The organism is Labrenzia sp. THAF82 (assembly GCF_009363435.1).
Classification (GTDB): domain Bacteria; phylum Pseudomonadota; class Alphaproteobacteria; order Rhizobiales; family Stappiaceae; genus Roseibium; species Roseibium porphyridii.
The window spans coordinates 833041-847492 of record NZ_CP045354.1 but is presented as its reverse complement, the minus strand read 5'-3'; the positions used below and the strand labels follow the sequence as shown (position 1 = coordinate 847492).

Sequence of the window (14452 nt, the reverse complement as noted above, 5' to 3'; positions counted from 1 at the left end):
TCAAAGCCGTCCAGTTCCCCAGTTCGCTAGAGAAAATTAAGTCCCTCATGTCACAAATACGGAATATTTGCTGCAAAGGACCCGTCGTTGCGTTTCACTTCCAACTCCTGGACAAAGCGTCTTCACAGCGCCTCCTGGCCTCAGGTTTTGGGCAAAGGAGGTGAACAGATTAGAGCTGTCTTGAATGGCAAGGGCAGCGACAATCACGCCGCGGGCCGCATGGCGGTATCCACGTTTGCCATCCGGATCGGTGGTGCTGCGCTCGCGTATCTTTCGCAGATTGTCTTCGCGCGCGCGCTCGGTGCGCATGACTACGGCATCTATTCTGTTGCGTGGACCTTGGTCATCATACTCGGGGTCATGTCCTGCGGCGGGTTCTCTGCCTCCGCCAACAGGTTCCTGCCACAATACCGGCAGGCGGGCGATCTGGATGGTCTGCGCGGTTTCCTTTTTGCAAGCCGGGTTTCGGCTTTCTTGATAGGCGCTGCAACGGCTATTCTGGGTATTGGCATAGTGTTTCTGGTCAGCCCGATCATAGAGCCCTACTACGTCCAACCCATCGCGATTGTCTTGCTGGCGCTGCCGTTCTTTGCGTTCGGACTGGTCCAGGATGGCATTGCACGAAGTTACGACTGGTCGTCCCTGTCGATGTTGCCGACCTATATCTGGCGGCCACTCACCATCCTGATATTGCTTTTTGTGGCGATATTCGCCGGACTGAAAGCAGATGCCCTCACAATGGCAACCGTCGCAATTTGCGCGGCGATGCTCATCGCGCTCTATCAGTATTTGCAGCTCAGCCGCCGGCTTGCGCACCAGGTACCGATCGGTCCGCGCAGGATTGAGTTGAAAAACTGGATCCTGATCTCATTGCCAATGTTGATGGTGGATGGATTTCTGCAGCTGATCACCAGTGCCGATGTCATCATGGTCAGTTTTTTCCAGGATCCGGACGAAGTCGCCATATATTTCGCGGCCTCACGCACGTTGGCCCTGGTGCATTTTGTCTATTTCGCAGTTCGTGCGGCATCGGCACACAGGTTCTCCGACTATATGCACAGGCAAGACCAGAAGGGCCTTGAAGACTATGTTCGCAAAGCCACACACTGGACGTTCTGGCCGTCGCTTTTGGCAGGTGCAGGGCTTTTGCTCATCGCCCCGTTGCTTCTGGCCCTCTTCGGCAGTGGTTATGAAAGCGGTTACCAGCTGATCGCCATTTTGATGATCGGCGTTCTCGCGCGTGCATCTGTTGGTCCTGCCGACGCGCTATTGACCATGACAGGGCATCAGAAGAACTGCGCCGGTATTTATGCGGTCACGTTTCTGCTCAACGTTCTTCTAAACCTTGCCTTCATTCCGCTACTTGGCCTCGCCGGTGCGGCGATCGCAACAAGTTGCGCGATTCTTTTTGAAGCATCAGCGCTTGCATTGGTTGCCAAACGCAAGCTGAATATCACGACATTTGTTCTTCTATTGCTTTTTCCACCCAAGGACCGCCAGGTTGATCAGTGATCAGACAGCCGCACAGCAGTACCAGATCCTTGAGTTCGATCCGCTGAGCGCAACGGTTCCGGAAGCGGACTGGCGGCAGCTTGCGAAACTTTCAATCGATCCCAATCCGTTTTTCGGGCCTGAATTCCTAAAACCGTTTCTGGAGCACACGGCCAACAGGGCGGTTCGCCTTGTCGTCGTCAGAGAAAAACAAAAGCAGTACTGGCTGGCAGCTGCACCAGTCGGTCGCCGCAGACTTGGCATTGCCTTTCCCGTCACTTCGACCTGGGCAACTGAGTATTCTCCGCTGGGAACACCGCTCTTGCACCCGGATGCCTCACAAGGCGCAATTGCCGCCTTTCTGCATGCGATGGGCGGCTCAAAAGGTGTGCTCGCTTTCCCCTATCTCCCGCTCCACTCTGCATCAGCTGACAGATTGAGATCGGCGATGGCGGAACGTTATCGCTCGACGGCATGTGCGACCAGAGCAGCTCACGCAGCCGGCGAGACCGGGAACCAACAGCTTGAATCGGCCTATAGCGGCAAACGGCGCAAGGAAATGCGCCGCCTCTTGCGCAGACTTGATGACCACGGCACGACGCGGTTTTCCAGTTTGTCTGGCCACGAAGCCGTTCAGGGATTTGAATCCTTTCTGCATCTGGAAGCCAAGGGCTGGAAAGGACGGGCGGGAACCGCACTTTTGAGCACACCGGAAACCGCAGCATTCGCGCGCGCGGCAATTGCAAACCGCTCAGCAGAAGACGGTGTTCGTATCGATCAGCTTTGGGCAGGCAACACACTTGTGGCCGCACTGGTCCTCTTTGTGGAGGGGGGAGCTGTTTTTTCCTGGAAAATCGCCTTTGACGAAGAGTTCGCCCGATATTCTCCGGGAGCCCAGATTGCCGTACATGCGTTTCGGGAAAACCTGAAACTGAATGGCTTCAAAGGCGCGGATTCCCTTGCCATTCCAGGACACACCATGATTGAGCCACTTTGGAGAGGACGCCTTGAAACCTGCACGTTGCTTTATTCAGGAGGGGCATTCAGCGCACAGCTTTGCGCTCTGTGTCAGGCGGACCTGGAATTGGAACAGCGGCTTCGGCGCCTTGTGAGACAGCTCAAGAAACGCGTCAGGCCCTGATCGATATCTCGTCACGCGCCTGCTGACGAAGTTTCCGGCGTATGACCTTGCCAGTGGTGGTCATCGGAAGCTCATCCACAAATTCGATCTCTCGCGGGTATTCGTGCGCAGACAACCTTTCGCGAACAAATCCGCGAATGTCGTCTTCGAGCTGCTCACCACCTTCTGCGTCCGGTTTCAAAACGACATAGGCTTTGACGATCTCGGTGCGCAGCGGATCGGGCTTGCCAATAGCTGCCGCCAGCGCGATCGAAGGGTGCTTGATCAAACAATCCTCGATTTCCCCCGGACCGATCCGGTAACTTGCCGAGGTGATGATGTCATCGTCTCGCCCGACAAAATGAACATACCCATCCTCATCCATGACCCCCTGGTCACCGGTAATCATCCAGTCATCAATGAACTTGTCCCGGGTTGCTTCTGGCTTGTTCCAATATTCCAGAAACATCACCGGATCCGGCCGCTTCACGGCAATTTGCCCGAGTGTTTCAGGTGGCAAAGGCATGCCTGTGTCGTCGATAATGGCAACGGCGTGCCCGGGAATTGCCTTGCCGATGGCGCCGGAACGGCTGACGCCGAGTTCTGCGACAGACCCAAGAACCGCATTGCATTCGGTTTGTCCATAAAACTCGTTGACCGCAAACCCGAATTCTCCCTGGAACCAGTCATACGTTTCGCGCCCAAGGGACTCGCCTGCAGAACCAACGCTCCTCCAGGCGAGATTGAAGCGGCGGGCAGGACTGTCTACGGCTCGCAGCATTTTCAGCGCTGTTGGCGGAATGAAGGCATTACGGACGCCTTCTCGTTCAAGCAATTTAAAGGCGAATTCGGGATCGAATTTTCGGGTGGCATGAGACAACACAGGAACGCCGAGTGTAAGCGCCGGAAACAACGCGTTCAACAAGCCGCCGGCCCAGGCCCAATCCGCCGGCGTCCAAAGAAGATCACCGTCTCGCCCCAGGAAATTCTGTGAAAGCTCAATCCCCGGCATGTGCCCGAATAGGACCCGGTGCCCATGCAACACACCTTTAGGCTGACCGGTTGTTCCCGACGTATAGATCATCAGCGCGGGATCATCTGGTGTGGAGGCAATAGTTTCGAAGCGATCCGATGCCTTGGCTTGCAGATCGTCGAAACAACAGACCCCTGATTGCGGTCCATCCGTGGAGACGACAAGGTCAAGATCGGGAAGATCCTCACGGATTTGGGAGAGTTTTTCGAGCCCTGCGGAATCGGTCACAAGCGCCTTTGCGCCGGAATCCGACAAGCGGTACCGCAAGGCCTCCAAACCGAAAAGTGCTGCAAGAGGAACGGCGATTGCGCCGATTTTGTAGGCAGCAAGATGTGCAACCGCGGTTTCAGGAACCTGAGGCAATAGCAGTGCCACCCGGTCACCTCGCCTGATGCCTTTCGCGACAAATGCATTGGCAATTCGATTGGCGGCCTGATTGAGACGCTGGTGGCTCCAGTCCCGTACATCGCCATTCGTCAGCACTTGGCGAATTGCCAGACGCTCTGGATCTTTCGCAGCCCACACGTCGCTGATGGCGGCAGCCATGTTGTAGGTTGCGGGCAAAGACCATTGAAAACGGGTGTTCAGCGTTTCGTAGTCGCCGGCAGGTTCCAGCATGCATGTTTCCCGATGCTATATTTTTGGGCAGCGGAGTGTAAGGCGACGAATGCTGCAGCGCAATAGAGCGGAACTCAACGCCGCGCCAACGGGTGCGCGCTCTCGACGAGCTCCCTCAGACGTTCATCGAGAACATGGGTGTAAATCTGCGTCGTTGAGATATCGGCATGACCGAGAAGCTGCTGCACAACGCGCAAATCAGCACCGTTTTGCAGAAGATGCGAGGCAAAGGCATGCCGGAGTACATGCGGTGAGACTTTTGTCGCCGGAAGTCCGGCTGCAACTGCCAGATCCTTGAGTTCCCTTGCAAAATGCTGACGTGTCAGGTGACCGCTGTCACCGTGAGAGGGAAACAGCCAGGGACTTTTCTCATAAGCGCCTTCCGCCGACCTCAAGGCCACATAATCTTTCATGGCGGCCTGTGCGGCATGGGACAAGGGGACCAAACGCTCTTTGCCACCTTTGCCGGTGATTTCGATGAGGCGCGCGTCGCGCAAAGCTGCGGTAACCGGAAGCGCAACAAGTTCAGAAACGCGCAGTCCAGTGGCATAAAGAACTTCTATAAGCGTATAGAGGCGCTGTGCACGCAGGCGGGCAGCCGAACTCTTCTGGGGCGTTACAGCACCCCGTTCAGCAGTTTCAATCAATCGGTCGACATCGTCGACAGACAACACTTTTGGAAGTGCTGCTCGCCGCTTGGGTGCTGACAATGTGCGTGTCGGATCATCCTCTCGAACACCTTCAGAGTAGAGGAACTTGTAGAACTGTTTGAGGGCTGACAATCTCCGGGCCTGTGACGTCTCGGCAAACCCTCGGCGGTTCAGATCCCCGAGATACGCTGAAATCTTGTCTGTGCCGGCATCGGCAAGGTTTGTGCGACCGAGAAATCCCGAGAAGTCTTCAAGATCACGGCGATAGCTTTCAAGCGTGTTTTCGGCCGCACCACGCTCTGCTGCCAACATCTCAAGAAACGTTTCGAGATCGAAACCGGTTGCCAAATCAGACCCTATCGGCCAAAGCCGTCCTTCTTGACGCGAACGGTAATCTCCCGCTCACGCGGGTCGACGAAATTCGCCAGCGCAAACACCGCGCCATAGCCAAGTGCACCCAGCAGCAACAACACCAGCAGCAGGCGGGTCAGGGTTGGCACAAGCGGACTCCCGAGCAAAAAGCGTGAATGCCATAGGCGAATCGGTCACCGGATTGTTTCAAGAAGACCCCGTCCAGCGCAAGTGATGACGTTAAGGTATCCGAAACAAGATCAGCCCGTGTCTTTTTTGGTGAATATGATACAACGCCGCCATGACGAAAAATGACAAGACACAGGACCTGGAAACGGGCCCTGAGTGGACAAATGCCAGAGATATCGATTTGGCCGGGCTCCTTAAAAAGCTCGGGCATCGCTCTATTGTTTTGGTTGGAATTATGGGCTGCGGAAAATCCACAGTCGGCAAGCGGCTTGCCCAGCGCCTGGGTCTTGAATTCATCGATGCTGATTCCGAAATAGAGCGTGCAGCAAACATGACGGTATCAGAAATTTTTGCAGAACATGGCGAACCTTATTTCCGCAGTGGCGAAGAACGGGTCATTGCGCGGATATTGCGAGAGGGTCCCCAGGTTCTTGCCACCGGTGGCGGCGCCTTCATGAGCGATGCCACCCGCCAGGAGATTTCCGAACACGGGGTTTCGATCTGGTTGAAAGTGGATTTTGAAACGGTCATGGCACGCGTTCGGCGCCGGTCAACGAGACCGCTGCTGCAAAATCCCGATCCTGAAGGCACGATGCGAAACCTTCTGGCAAAGCGCGAACCCGTTTATGCGCGTGCTGCGCTGACCGTCACATCCAAGGAAGTACCGCACGAAACGGTGGTCGACCAGATCGTCATCACGTTGGCCGACTATCTTGATCGCGACGATGCGCAAAGTGCCTCGGCAGCATCCTGAAACACAGAAATTCAAAGACAAAATGACAATGGAAGCAAACGTGGCTGACGCAGCCGAAGCAGAGCGAACTCAGGTCAAAGTCGATCTCGGCGCCCGCAGCTACGACATCAAGATCGGGCGCGGTGTGATGGATGCGGCCGGCGCGGAGATCGCCGCCGTCTTGCCCGGCGCACGCCTTGCAGTGGTTGTTGACGAGACGGTTGCGAAATTGCATCAAAAAGCGTTTTCCGAAAGCCTCAATGCCGCTGGCCTTGAACACACCGTGCTGACCGTGCCTAGCGGCGAAAGCAGCAAGTGTTTTCGGGAATTCGAACGCCTCTGTGATGAAGTGCTGGCGGCAAGGCTGGAACGTGGCGATGGCATTGTCGCTCTTGGCGGCGGTGTCGTTGGCGACCTCACAGGCTTTGTTGCGTCTGCGGTCCGTCGCGGCATGTCTTTCATCCAGGTTCCGACCACGCTTCTGGCTCAGGTAGACAGCTCCGTCGGAGGTAAAACAGGCATCAACGCCCGGCATGGCAAGAATCTCATCGGAGCATTCCATCAACCCGCATTGGTTCTCGCCGACACGGCTATTCTGGATACATTGCCGATCCGCGATTTTCGCGCAGGCTATGCGGAAGTTGCCAAATACGGCCTCCTTGGAGATGAGCCTTTCTTCCGTTGGCTGGAAGCCAACTGGAAAGCGGTCTTTGCAGGAGGTCCCGAACGCGACCAAGCCGTCGCCCGGTCCTGCCAGGCCAAAGCCGATGTCGTGGCCGCTGATGAACTGGAGGCGGGACGACGTGCATTGCTTAATCTCGGCCATACTTTCGGCCACGCACTTGAAGCAGCCGTCTCGTATGAAACCGAGCGCGTCGTGCACGGAGAAGGTGTCTCGATCGGAATGATGCTTGCGCACGAGTTTTCAGAAAAACTGCAGCTGATTGACGAGGTGACCGTTGCGCGCGTCCAGAAGCACCTGACAGATGTCGGACTTCCGGTCTCGCTGAAAGATGTTCCAGGCCAGTTACCACCTGCAGAAACCTTTATGGACATCATCGCTCAGGACAAAAAGGTCAGTCGCGGCGCACTCACGTTCATTTTGACCCGCGGTGTCGGTGAAGCCTTTGTTGAAAAAGGCGTCGATCCGGCACTGGTATCGGATTTCCTCAAGGAGAAACTTGAAACATGATGGAAACGTCTCTCTGGCTGGCGGTCGGCGCCATTCTGGTGCTTCTGTTCCTGTCCGGTTTCTTCTCCGGCTCCGAAACGGCGCTGACCGCAGCTTCGCGAGCGCGCATGCACCAGATCGAAAAAAACGGCGATTGGCGAGCCCGGGTGGCCAGCCGGCTAATTGCCAACAGGGAAAGGCTGATCGGCGCGCTGCTGCTTGGCAACAACCTTGTCAATATTCTGGCATCCGCGCTCGCCACGAGTGTTTTTCTCTCGCTTTTCGGCGAAGCGGGCGTAGCTTTGGCGACCCTGGTCATGACGGCTCTGGTTCTTGTTTTTGCGGAAGTCCTTCCAAAAACATGGGCCATTTCAAATCCGGAACGATTTGCCGTGATGGTTTCACCCATTGTGCGGGTGGTGGTTGCCGTCTTCGGACCGGTTGTTGCTGGCGTCGAGGTGATCGTTAGGATGATCTTGCGCGTTGTCGGCATCAACGTCGGAGCTGACACCTTCATCTTGTCCGCGCATGAAGAACTGCGCGGCGCTGTCGATCTGCAACATATCGAAGGCGGTCTGGAAAAGGGTGAACGCGACCGCCTCGGCGGCCTTTTGGACCTGGCCGAACTGGAAGTGTCCGACGTCATGGTTCACAGGACCAACATGGTCGCCCTCAATGTTGACGAGGACCCTGCAAAGCTTGTCGAGGCCGCCCTCGCCTCTCCGTACACACGGCTGCCTCTTTGGCGCGGTGAAAGCGACAATTTTGTCGGCGTCCTTCATGCAAAGGACCTGCTGCGCGCACTCCACGCAGCCGATGGTGGCACCGACGGCATAAACATTTTGGACATTGCCGCACCTGCATGGTTTGTGCCGGACACGACCAGCCTTCAGGATCAGTTGAACGCGTTCCTGCGACACAAGTCCCACTTCTCGCTCGTCGTCGACGAATATGGCGAGGTGATGGGCCTTGTGACCCTGGAAGACATTCTGGAAGAAATCGTGGGGGAAATCGCGGACGAGCACGATGTGGAACTGGAAGGCTTGAGACCACAAGCTGACGGCTCGGTCATTGTGGACGGGTCAGTGCCTATCCGTGACCTCAACCGTGCGGCAGACTGGAGCCTGCCCGACGATGAAGCGACGACTATCGCCGGACTTGTCATTCACGAAGCGCGCATGATTCCGGAAGAACGCCAGATATTCACGTTTCACGGTTTCAGGTTCACGGTCCTGCGCCGAGAGAAAAACAGGATCACGCGCCTTCGGATCATGCCGCTTGGCCAGATACCTGGCGCAAAAGCTCCAGCTGTCGCTCCAACGACACGGATCGAGGCATAAGGTATCTTTTCGCAGTTAAGCAGTGTCGCTCCACGCGGGCGGCGAGGGAGAGGCTGAGCGACTAGCCGGCCACTCTTGCCGCACGAGGATCAGGTTCATTGTCGGACCGGATCTCCAGAGCCAGCGCATGTACACCGCTCTCCAGTTCTTGCGCCAACAGGTCATTAATTGCCCTGTGGCGCGCGACGCGGTTCATGCCTTCGAAGGCGGCCGAGGCAATCTGGACCCTGAAGTGGGTTTCTCCGCCTTCACGCCACCCGCCATGACCCTTGTGCTTGTCTGACTCGTCTATGACGTTCAGAAATGAGGGGGAAAAGGCCGCGTGAAGCTTGTCGGCAATGATCTGTTTTGTACTCATATGCGTTTATGTGACGTATGCGAATTCGAAGTTCAAGTCTTTGCTGGCTCGACCGGGCCTGATAAGGTTTCGGGCTGTCCGACCTCCGGGAGCCACTGCTTGGCAAAATAGCTTTGGATACCGGATCAATGAAACGACCGGCGGGTTGCCCGCCGAGGCTCAGGCTTCAATATTTCGCACCATGAAACTGGATTCAAAAATTTTCGACGGTATTCGGGTCAAGCCGGACAAGGAGCGGGCGCAACAGGATCGCCATCCGGTCTGCGACCACCCCGGCTGCAACCGTCCTGGAATGCACCGGGCACCGAAAGGTCGCAATCGGGAGGGGCAGTATTTCAACTTCTGTGTCGACCATGTCCGCGAGTACAACAAGTCCTATAATTATTTCAACGGGATGGGCGACGACGACGTCCGGAGCTATCAAAAAGATAGCCTGACAGGACATCGTCCGACCTGGAAAATGGGTGTGAATCGCCAGGCTGCAGACGGGCCTGACGGGTTCGACGCGAGGGAAGGTATGCGCTCCAATGCGCAACGCCGTGCAGAATCCATACGTCGTCCGCGCCAAAGAAAATTACTAACGCTTGAAAAACGCTCCCTGGATGTGCTCAATCTGCCATACACAGCCCGTGGCGATGAGATCAAAGCGCGCTATAAAGAGCTTGTTAAATTGAACCATCCGGATGCCAATGGCGGTGACAGGTCTTCCGAAGACCGCCTGCGGGAAATTATTCAGGCCTACAACGTCCTGAAAAAAGCCGGTTTCCTTTAAGCCCGCAGGGTCCTGCAGGCTTTCCCCAAATGACCCTTCCCGACATTCGGGACAGCGGAGGACTGATGACTGAGACGACGACCGCGGCTATGGCCATGCCGGATACTGAAGTTTCTGTAAGTGAGGTTTTCGGCTTCAAGTCGAATCTCAAGGTACCGGCATTTTCCACCGCATCCGAGCATGTGCCCGAGCGCGACGAGGACTACCTGTTCGACCGGGCTACCACGCTGGCCATTCTGGCAGGCTTTGCGCACAATCGGCGCGTCATGGTGACCGGCTATCACGGTACGGGCAAGTCGACGCATATCGAGCAGGTGGCAGCCCGTCTCAACTGGCCCTGTATCCGCGTCAATCTGGACAGCCACATCTCGCGTATCGATCTTGTCGGCAAGGATGCGATCGTCATCAAGGACGGTCAGCAGGTCACCGAGTTCAAGGACGGCATTCTGCCCTGGGCCTACCAGCATAATGTCGCGCTTGTGTTCGACGAATACGATGCCGGTCGCCCGGACGTGATGTTTGTGATCCAGAGAATTCTGGAATCGTCCGGCCGCTTGACCCTGCTTGATCAAAGCCGCGTTATCCGCCCGCACGCCGCCTTCCGTCTGTTTGCAACTGCAAATACCGTGGGACTCGGAGATACCTCAGGTCTTTATCACGGCACGCAACAGATCAACCAGGCTCAGATGGACCGCTGGTCCATTGTCACAACGCTGAACTATCTGCCACATGACAATGAAGTCGACATCGTTTTGTCGAAAGCAAAGCATTTCCAGACAGACGAAGGCCGCACTATCGTCTCCAAAATGGTGCGTCTGGCGGATATGACCAGAAATGCGTTCATCAACGGCGACCTGTCTACGGTCATGAGCCCGAGAACGGTCATCACATGGGCGGAAAATGCCGAAATTTTCGGCGACGTCGGATTTGCCTTCAGACTGACCTTCCTCAACAAATGCGACGACATGGAACAATCGCTGGTCGCAGAGTTCTATCAGCGCTGTTTCGGCGAAGATCTGCCGGAATCTTCCGTAAATGTCGTCATGAGCTGAGGGTAACATGGCGCCGAGGCCGGGACACAACACACTGCCGGGAAACAAGCCCGCACCAAGTACCGAACCGTTCAAGCAGTCGGTCAGCGGCACCATGCGCGCCATTTCCGGCGAGTCGGAACTGGAGGTCGTTTTTTCTGGCGACCGCCCGGGACTGTCTGGCATGTCCGCCCGATTGCCCGAACCCTCTCGCAAGGTCAATGCCCACGAAGTGGCGGTAACGCGCGGCTTGTCAGATTCCATGGCATTGCGCATTGCCTGCCATGACAAGACTGTTCACGCCAAGAACATGCCGCAGGGACCGGAAGCCCGGGCCATTTTCGAAGCCGTCGAGCAAGCACGCTGCGAGGCTGTCGGAGCGCGCCGGATGCAGGGTGTCGCCGACAATCTGGCAGTGATGCTGGATGACCGGTTCCGCAAATCCGGTGCGGCGGATGTTGCCAGCCGGGAAGATGCGCCGCTTCAAGACGCTCTGTCTCTCATCGTTCGCGAAAGGCTGACCGGAGCCAAGCCGCCGGAAAGCGCGGAAAAACTCGTCGATATGTGGCGCGGATGGGTTGAAGACAAGGCCGGTGAGGACTTGGACCGCCTGGAGGCGGAAGTCGAAGATCAGTCTCACTTTGCCGCTCGTTTGCGGGACGTTTTGAAATCACTCGATATGGCCGATGAGATTGGCGATACCGACGATGAAATGGACCCAGACCAGAACGAGGACGACGGCAACAACGACGAAGCTGAAACGGGAGACGACAGCGAGGAAAACACCGGCGAACAGGAATCCTCACCGCAGGAAATGGACATGTCCAGCGAAGAGCAGGACAGCGGTGATACGGAAGCTGCCGAAGCCGACATGGACGACTTCGCCGAACAGGATATGATCGAGGACTCCGAGGAGCCTGGTGAAAGCGAGCAGTCCGAAAGCCCGTTCTCAAACCGTCCCGAGACTGACTATCGTGTCTTTACCTTCCAGTTCGACGAGACGGTAACGGCGGAAGAGCTGTGCGATACCGCCGAGCTTGACCGACTTCGCGGCTTTCTCGACAAACAGCTGACGCACCTGCAAGGGGCCGTTGCCCGGCTTGCCAACCGCCTGCAGCGCAAGCTGATGGCGCAGCAAAGCCGTGCCTGGGACTTCGATCTGGAAGAGGGCCTGCTGGATACCGCACGTCTGACACGCGCAGTCACGGATCCGATGGCCCCGCTTGCATTCAAGCAGGAACGCGACACCAATTTCCGCGACACGGTCGTGACGCTGCTCCTGGACAATTCAGGATCCATGCGCGGTCGACCGATCACGGTGGCTGCCACATGTGCCGATATTCTAGCGCGCACCTTGGAGCGCTGCGGCGTGAAGGTGGAAATTCTCGGCTTTACGACCAAGGCCTGGAAAGGTGGACAATCACGGGAAAGCTGGATCGGAGCCGGAAAACCACCGACACCCGGCCGCCTCAACGACCTGCGTCATATCATATACAAATCCGCTGACGCTCCCTGGCGCCGTGCAAGGCGCAACCTGGGCCTGATGATGCGTGAAGGCCTCCTGAAGGAGAACATTGACGGCGAAGCGTTGCTCTGGGCTCATGACCGGCTTCTGGCCCGTCCGGAACAACGCCGGATCCTGATGATGATTTCAGATGGCGCGCCGGTGGACGACACAACACTGTCGGTCAATCCGGGCAACTATCTGGAGCGGCATCTGCGCTATGTGATCGAAGACATCGAAACCAGATCGCCTGTTGAGCTGATCGCGATCGGGATCGGGCACGATGTGACCCGCTACTACCGGAGAGCTGTCACCATTGTCGATGCCGAAGAACTTGCCGGGGCGATGACGGATCAACTTGCCGATCTCTTTGACGACGAAGTCGACACATCAATGCAGACCCGCGGCCGGCGCCGAGCCGGGCGCCGATAACACTTGAGCTGATGACGAGCGCGCTGGAAAAACGTCGCAAGCTTCGAGGATACCTCGTCGCGGCCGTGATGTTTCTGTGCGCCTGCGGCACTTGGCAAGGTCATGCGTTCGCTCAGCAATTGCTGACGAAGGGCGAACCCGTAAAGGTGCGCACCAAGGATATCGAGACGTTCCGCATCGGCCATGAAGACATCGAATTCGGCAAACTGACCTTTCTTGGCGGATTGGAGCTTCTGGCGTCAGATCGGAAGATCGGTGGCCTTTCGGGCCTGATCAGCCTGGACGGCGGTGATCGCTTCCTGGCAGTGACCGACAACGGTCACTGGGTAACAGGTGCCATCGAGCAGGCTCCGAACGGCCGCCCGCTTGACATAAAAGATGTTTCCTACGCCCAACTGCTCGGACATGACGGCAAAACGCTGACCGCGCGCTGGGGCCACGATACGGAAGCTCTGACCCTTTCAGAGACCGGCCTTTATGTGACCGCAGAAACGCGCAATGCCATCTATCACTATCCCTGGCCAATCGCGACCGGCAAGGAACAGATGATCGGAGAGGTTGCCCTTGTCGACGAGATCAGGTCACTACCACGCAATGCCGGCCTGGAATCCCTGGCAACGCCGCCTGAAGATGGACCGCTTGCCGGAAAGCTGATCGCCATTGCGGAATCATCTCCGAGCGACTTTCAGGACCTCAAGGGCTACATCATCGGCCCGGAAGGTACGGAACGCTTCAGCATCAATCGCGAGAACCGCTTCGATGCGACGGATGCTGCGTTTTTGCCGAACGGTGATCTGGTGCTGATGGAGCGCCGCTTTAATCTGCGAGACCTGATCGGCCTGCGCTTGCGAAGGTTTGAGGCCGCTTCAATCTTGCCGGGAGCAAAGCTCGAAGGTGAAATCCTGTTGGAAGCAGACTACGGCTATCAGATCGACAACATGGAAGCTCTCAGCATCCACCAGAATGACAAGGGTGAAACAATCCTGACCCTTCTGTCCGACAACAATCGCTCCTTGCTGCAAAGAACGGTGTTTTTACGATTTCGGCTGGACGAATAGGCTCACTGTTTCCTTCCACTTGAGCCTTACCAAAACAAATCCAGGCCCTTTGTGCGACCCTGATTGGCGACATTCACTTCAGCCTTCAGAACGCTCCTTCGAGGTGCGATCCCGCTCATACATCGTCTCGATCGAGAATTCAGGCAGCCAGCTTTCCCGGCGAATAGTCCAGAGTTCATACGTTGGCGTGAGCTGATCCGGTGCGTCCAGCGCGCCCAGATTGATCTCGATCTCATCCAATGTGCGAGAGTAAACGGACGAGCCGCATTCCGGACAAAAGAACCGTCCAGCAAAGTCCTTCATATCACCCTTGATGAAAACAGCATCTTCCGGAAAGACCGCGGAAGCATGAAAAAGTGCGCCATGTTGCTTACGGCAGTCCATGCAGTGACACAGACCGACGCGATAGGGCTTCCCAGACGCGACAAAACGCACTTTGCCGCACAGACAGCCACCTTCAAATTTCTGCATACTTCGCACCCAGTGAAACCTTGGTCAGGAGATGTGCAAGCCTGCGGTGTTTCAGCCAGGAATGCAATTGCAACAACATGTCCGCATCCGAAAAGGATCACAGTCGGACTTGAACCAAAAATGGCGCCCG

14 protein-coding genes are annotated in these 14452 nt (G+C 56.6%); 9 read left to right on the top strand and 5 right to left on the bottom strand.

The window, feature by feature from the left end; translation table 11 throughout:
• The first annotated feature begins 87 nt into the window (after window positions 1-87).
• Entirely contained in the window at window positions 88-1512 is a 1425-nt protein-coding gene (locus FIV00_RS04195; RefSeq protein WP_209006807.1) for a lipopolysaccharide biosynthesis protein, read from the top strand.
• Window positions 1502-2632, top strand: a complete 1131-nt coding sequence (locus FIV00_RS04190; RefSeq protein WP_152499575.1) for a GNAT family N-acetyltransferase — start codon at window positions 1502-1504, stop codon at window positions 2630-2632. Before FIV00_RS04195 ends, FIV00_RS04190 begins: the two co-directional genes overlap by 11 nt.
• On the opposite strand, the gene FIV00_RS04185 is transcribed toward FIV00_RS04190, so the two are convergent.
• The 3 genes from FIV00_RS04185 to FIV00_RS29600 all read right to left on the bottom strand — a co-directional run bounded on the left by FIV00_RS04185 (window position 2622) and on the right by FIV00_RS29600 (window position 5412).
• The gene (locus FIV00_RS04185) at window positions 2622-4262 is read right to left on the bottom strand and encodes an AMP-binding protein (protein ID WP_152499574.1); all 1641 of its coding nucleotides are present in this window, start codon (window positions 4260-4262) and stop codon (window positions 2622-2624) included. The two genes, FIV00_RS04190 and FIV00_RS04185, sit on opposite strands and share 11 nt — an antisense overlap.
• Window positions 4263-4336: 74 nt before the next feature.
• Entirely contained in the window at window positions 4337-5260 is a 924-nt protein-coding gene (xerD, locus tag FIV00_RS04180; protein WP_152499573.1) for a site-specific tyrosine recombinase XerD, read from the bottom strand.
• A gap of 8 nt (window positions 5261-5268) precedes the next feature.
• The gene (locus tag FIV00_RS29600; RefSeq protein WP_173005876.1) at window positions 5269-5412 is read right to left on the bottom strand and encodes a hypothetical protein; all 144 of its coding nucleotides are present in this window, start codon (window positions 5410-5412) and stop codon (window positions 5269-5271) included.
• A 152-nt stretch (window positions 5413-5564) separates the two neighbouring features.
• Here FIV00_RS29600 and FIV00_RS04175 point away from each other — a divergent pair, with 152 nt between their 5' ends.
• Genes FIV00_RS04175 through FIV00_RS04165 form a run of 3 tightly spaced genes read left to right on the top strand, consistent with a single transcriptional unit; the run spans window position 5565 to window position 8696 of the window.
• Entirely contained in the window at window positions 5565-6206 is a 642-nt protein-coding gene (locus tag FIV00_RS04175) for a shikimate kinase (protein WP_152499572.1), read from the top strand.
• A 28-nt stretch (window positions 6207-6234) separates the two neighbouring features.
• Window positions 6235-7377: a 3-dehydroquinate synthase gene (aroB, locus tag FIV00_RS04170; protein ID WP_152504102.1), complete on the top strand. Its 1143-nt coding sequence runs from the start codon at window positions 6235-6237 to the stop codon at window positions 7375-7377.
• Window positions 7374-8696, top strand: a complete 1323-nt coding sequence (locus FIV00_RS04165; RefSeq protein ID WP_152499571.1) for an HlyC/CorC family transporter — start codon at window positions 7374-7376, stop codon at window positions 8694-8696. The genes aroB and FIV00_RS04165 overlap by 4 nt, the downstream gene beginning before the upstream one ends.
• Before the next feature lie 61 nt (window positions 8697-8757).
• Here the strand turns inward: FIV00_RS04165 and FIV00_RS04160 are convergent, their stop codons facing one another.
• Window positions 8758-9054 carry a BolA family transcriptional regulator gene (locus FIV00_RS04160; protein ID WP_152499570.1) on the bottom strand — a complete coding sequence of 99 codons (297 nt, stop codon included), beginning with the start codon at window positions 9052-9054 and terminating at the stop codon, window positions 8758-8760.
• 181 nt (window positions 9055-9235) lie between these two features.
• Here FIV00_RS04160 and FIV00_RS04155 point away from each other — a divergent pair, with 181 nt between their 5' ends.
• From FIV00_RS04155 to FIV00_RS04140, 4 genes are all read left to right on the top strand, one after another.
• The gene (locus tag FIV00_RS04155) at window positions 9236-9826 is read left to right on the top strand and encodes a J domain-containing protein (protein WP_152499569.1); all 591 of its coding nucleotides are present in this window, start codon (window positions 9236-9238) and stop codon (window positions 9824-9826) included.
• Window positions 9827-9891: 65 nt separating this feature from the next.
• A complete protein-coding gene (cobS, locus tag FIV00_RS04150; RefSeq protein WP_152499568.1) occupies window positions 9892-10878 on the top strand; it encodes a cobaltochelatase subunit CobS in 987 nt (328 codons plus the stop codon).
• A gap of 7 nt (window positions 10879-10885) precedes the next feature.
• A complete protein-coding gene (gene cobT, locus FIV00_RS04145) occupies window positions 10886-12793 on the top strand; it encodes a cobaltochelatase subunit CobT (RefSeq protein ID WP_152499567.1) in 1908 nt (635 codons plus the stop codon).
• A gap of 11 nt (window positions 12794-12804) precedes the next feature.
• Entirely contained in the window at window positions 12805-13851 is a 1047-nt protein-coding gene (locus FIV00_RS04140) for an esterase-like activity of phytase family protein (RefSeq protein WP_209006806.1), read from the top strand.
• Window positions 13852-13929: 78 nt separating this feature from the next.
• Here FIV00_RS04140 and FIV00_RS04135 read toward each other — a convergent pair whose 3' ends face one another.
• The gene (locus tag FIV00_RS04135; protein WP_152499566.1) at window positions 13930-14322 is read right to left on the bottom strand and encodes a GFA family protein; all 393 of its coding nucleotides are present in this window, start codon (window positions 14320-14322) and stop codon (window positions 13930-13932) included.
• Window positions 14323-14452: the final 130 nt, after the last annotated feature.

What these genes read in the sequence shown, in the direction of transcription:
- FIV00_RS04135 (WP_152499566.1), bottom strand. Translation starts at nt 14,322, where the DNA reads ATGCAGAAATTTGAAGGTGGCTGTCTGTGCGGCAAAGTGCGTTTTGTC.
- cobT (WP_152499567.1), top strand. Translation starts at nt 10,886, where the DNA reads ATGGCGCCGAGGCCGGGACACAACACACTGCCGGGAAACAAGCCCGCA.
- FIV00_RS04175 (WP_152499572.1), top strand. Translation starts at nt 5,565, where the DNA reads ATGACGAAAAATGACAAGACACAGGACCTGGAAACGGGCCCTGAGTGG.
- FIV00_RS04185 (WP_152499574.1), bottom strand. Translation starts at nt 4,262, where the DNA reads ATGCTGGAACCTGCCGGCGACTACGAAACGCTGAACACCCGTTTTCAA.
- cobS (WP_152499568.1), top strand. Translation starts at nt 9,892, where the DNA reads ATGACTGAGACGACGACCGCGGCTATGGCCATGCCGGATACTGAAGTT.
- aroB (WP_152504102.1), top strand. Translation starts at nt 6,235, where the DNA reads ATGGAAGCAAACGTGGCTGACGCAGCCGAAGCAGAGCGAACTCAGGTC.
- FIV00_RS04160 (WP_152499570.1), bottom strand. Translation starts at nt 9,054, where the DNA reads ATGAGTACAAAACAGATCATTGCCGACAAGCTTCACGCGGCCTTTTCC.
- FIV00_RS04140 (WP_209006806.1), top strand. Translation starts at nt 12,805, where the DNA reads ATGACGAGCGCGCTGGAAAAACGTCGCAAGCTTCGAGGATACCTCGTC.
- FIV00_RS04165 (WP_152499571.1), top strand. Translation starts at nt 7,374, where the DNA reads ATGATGGAAACGTCTCTCTGGCTGGCGGTCGGCGCCATTCTGGTGCTT.
- FIV00_RS04155 (WP_152499569.1), top strand. Translation starts at nt 9,236, where the DNA reads ATGAAACTGGATTCAAAAATTTTCGACGGTATTCGGGTCAAGCCGGAC.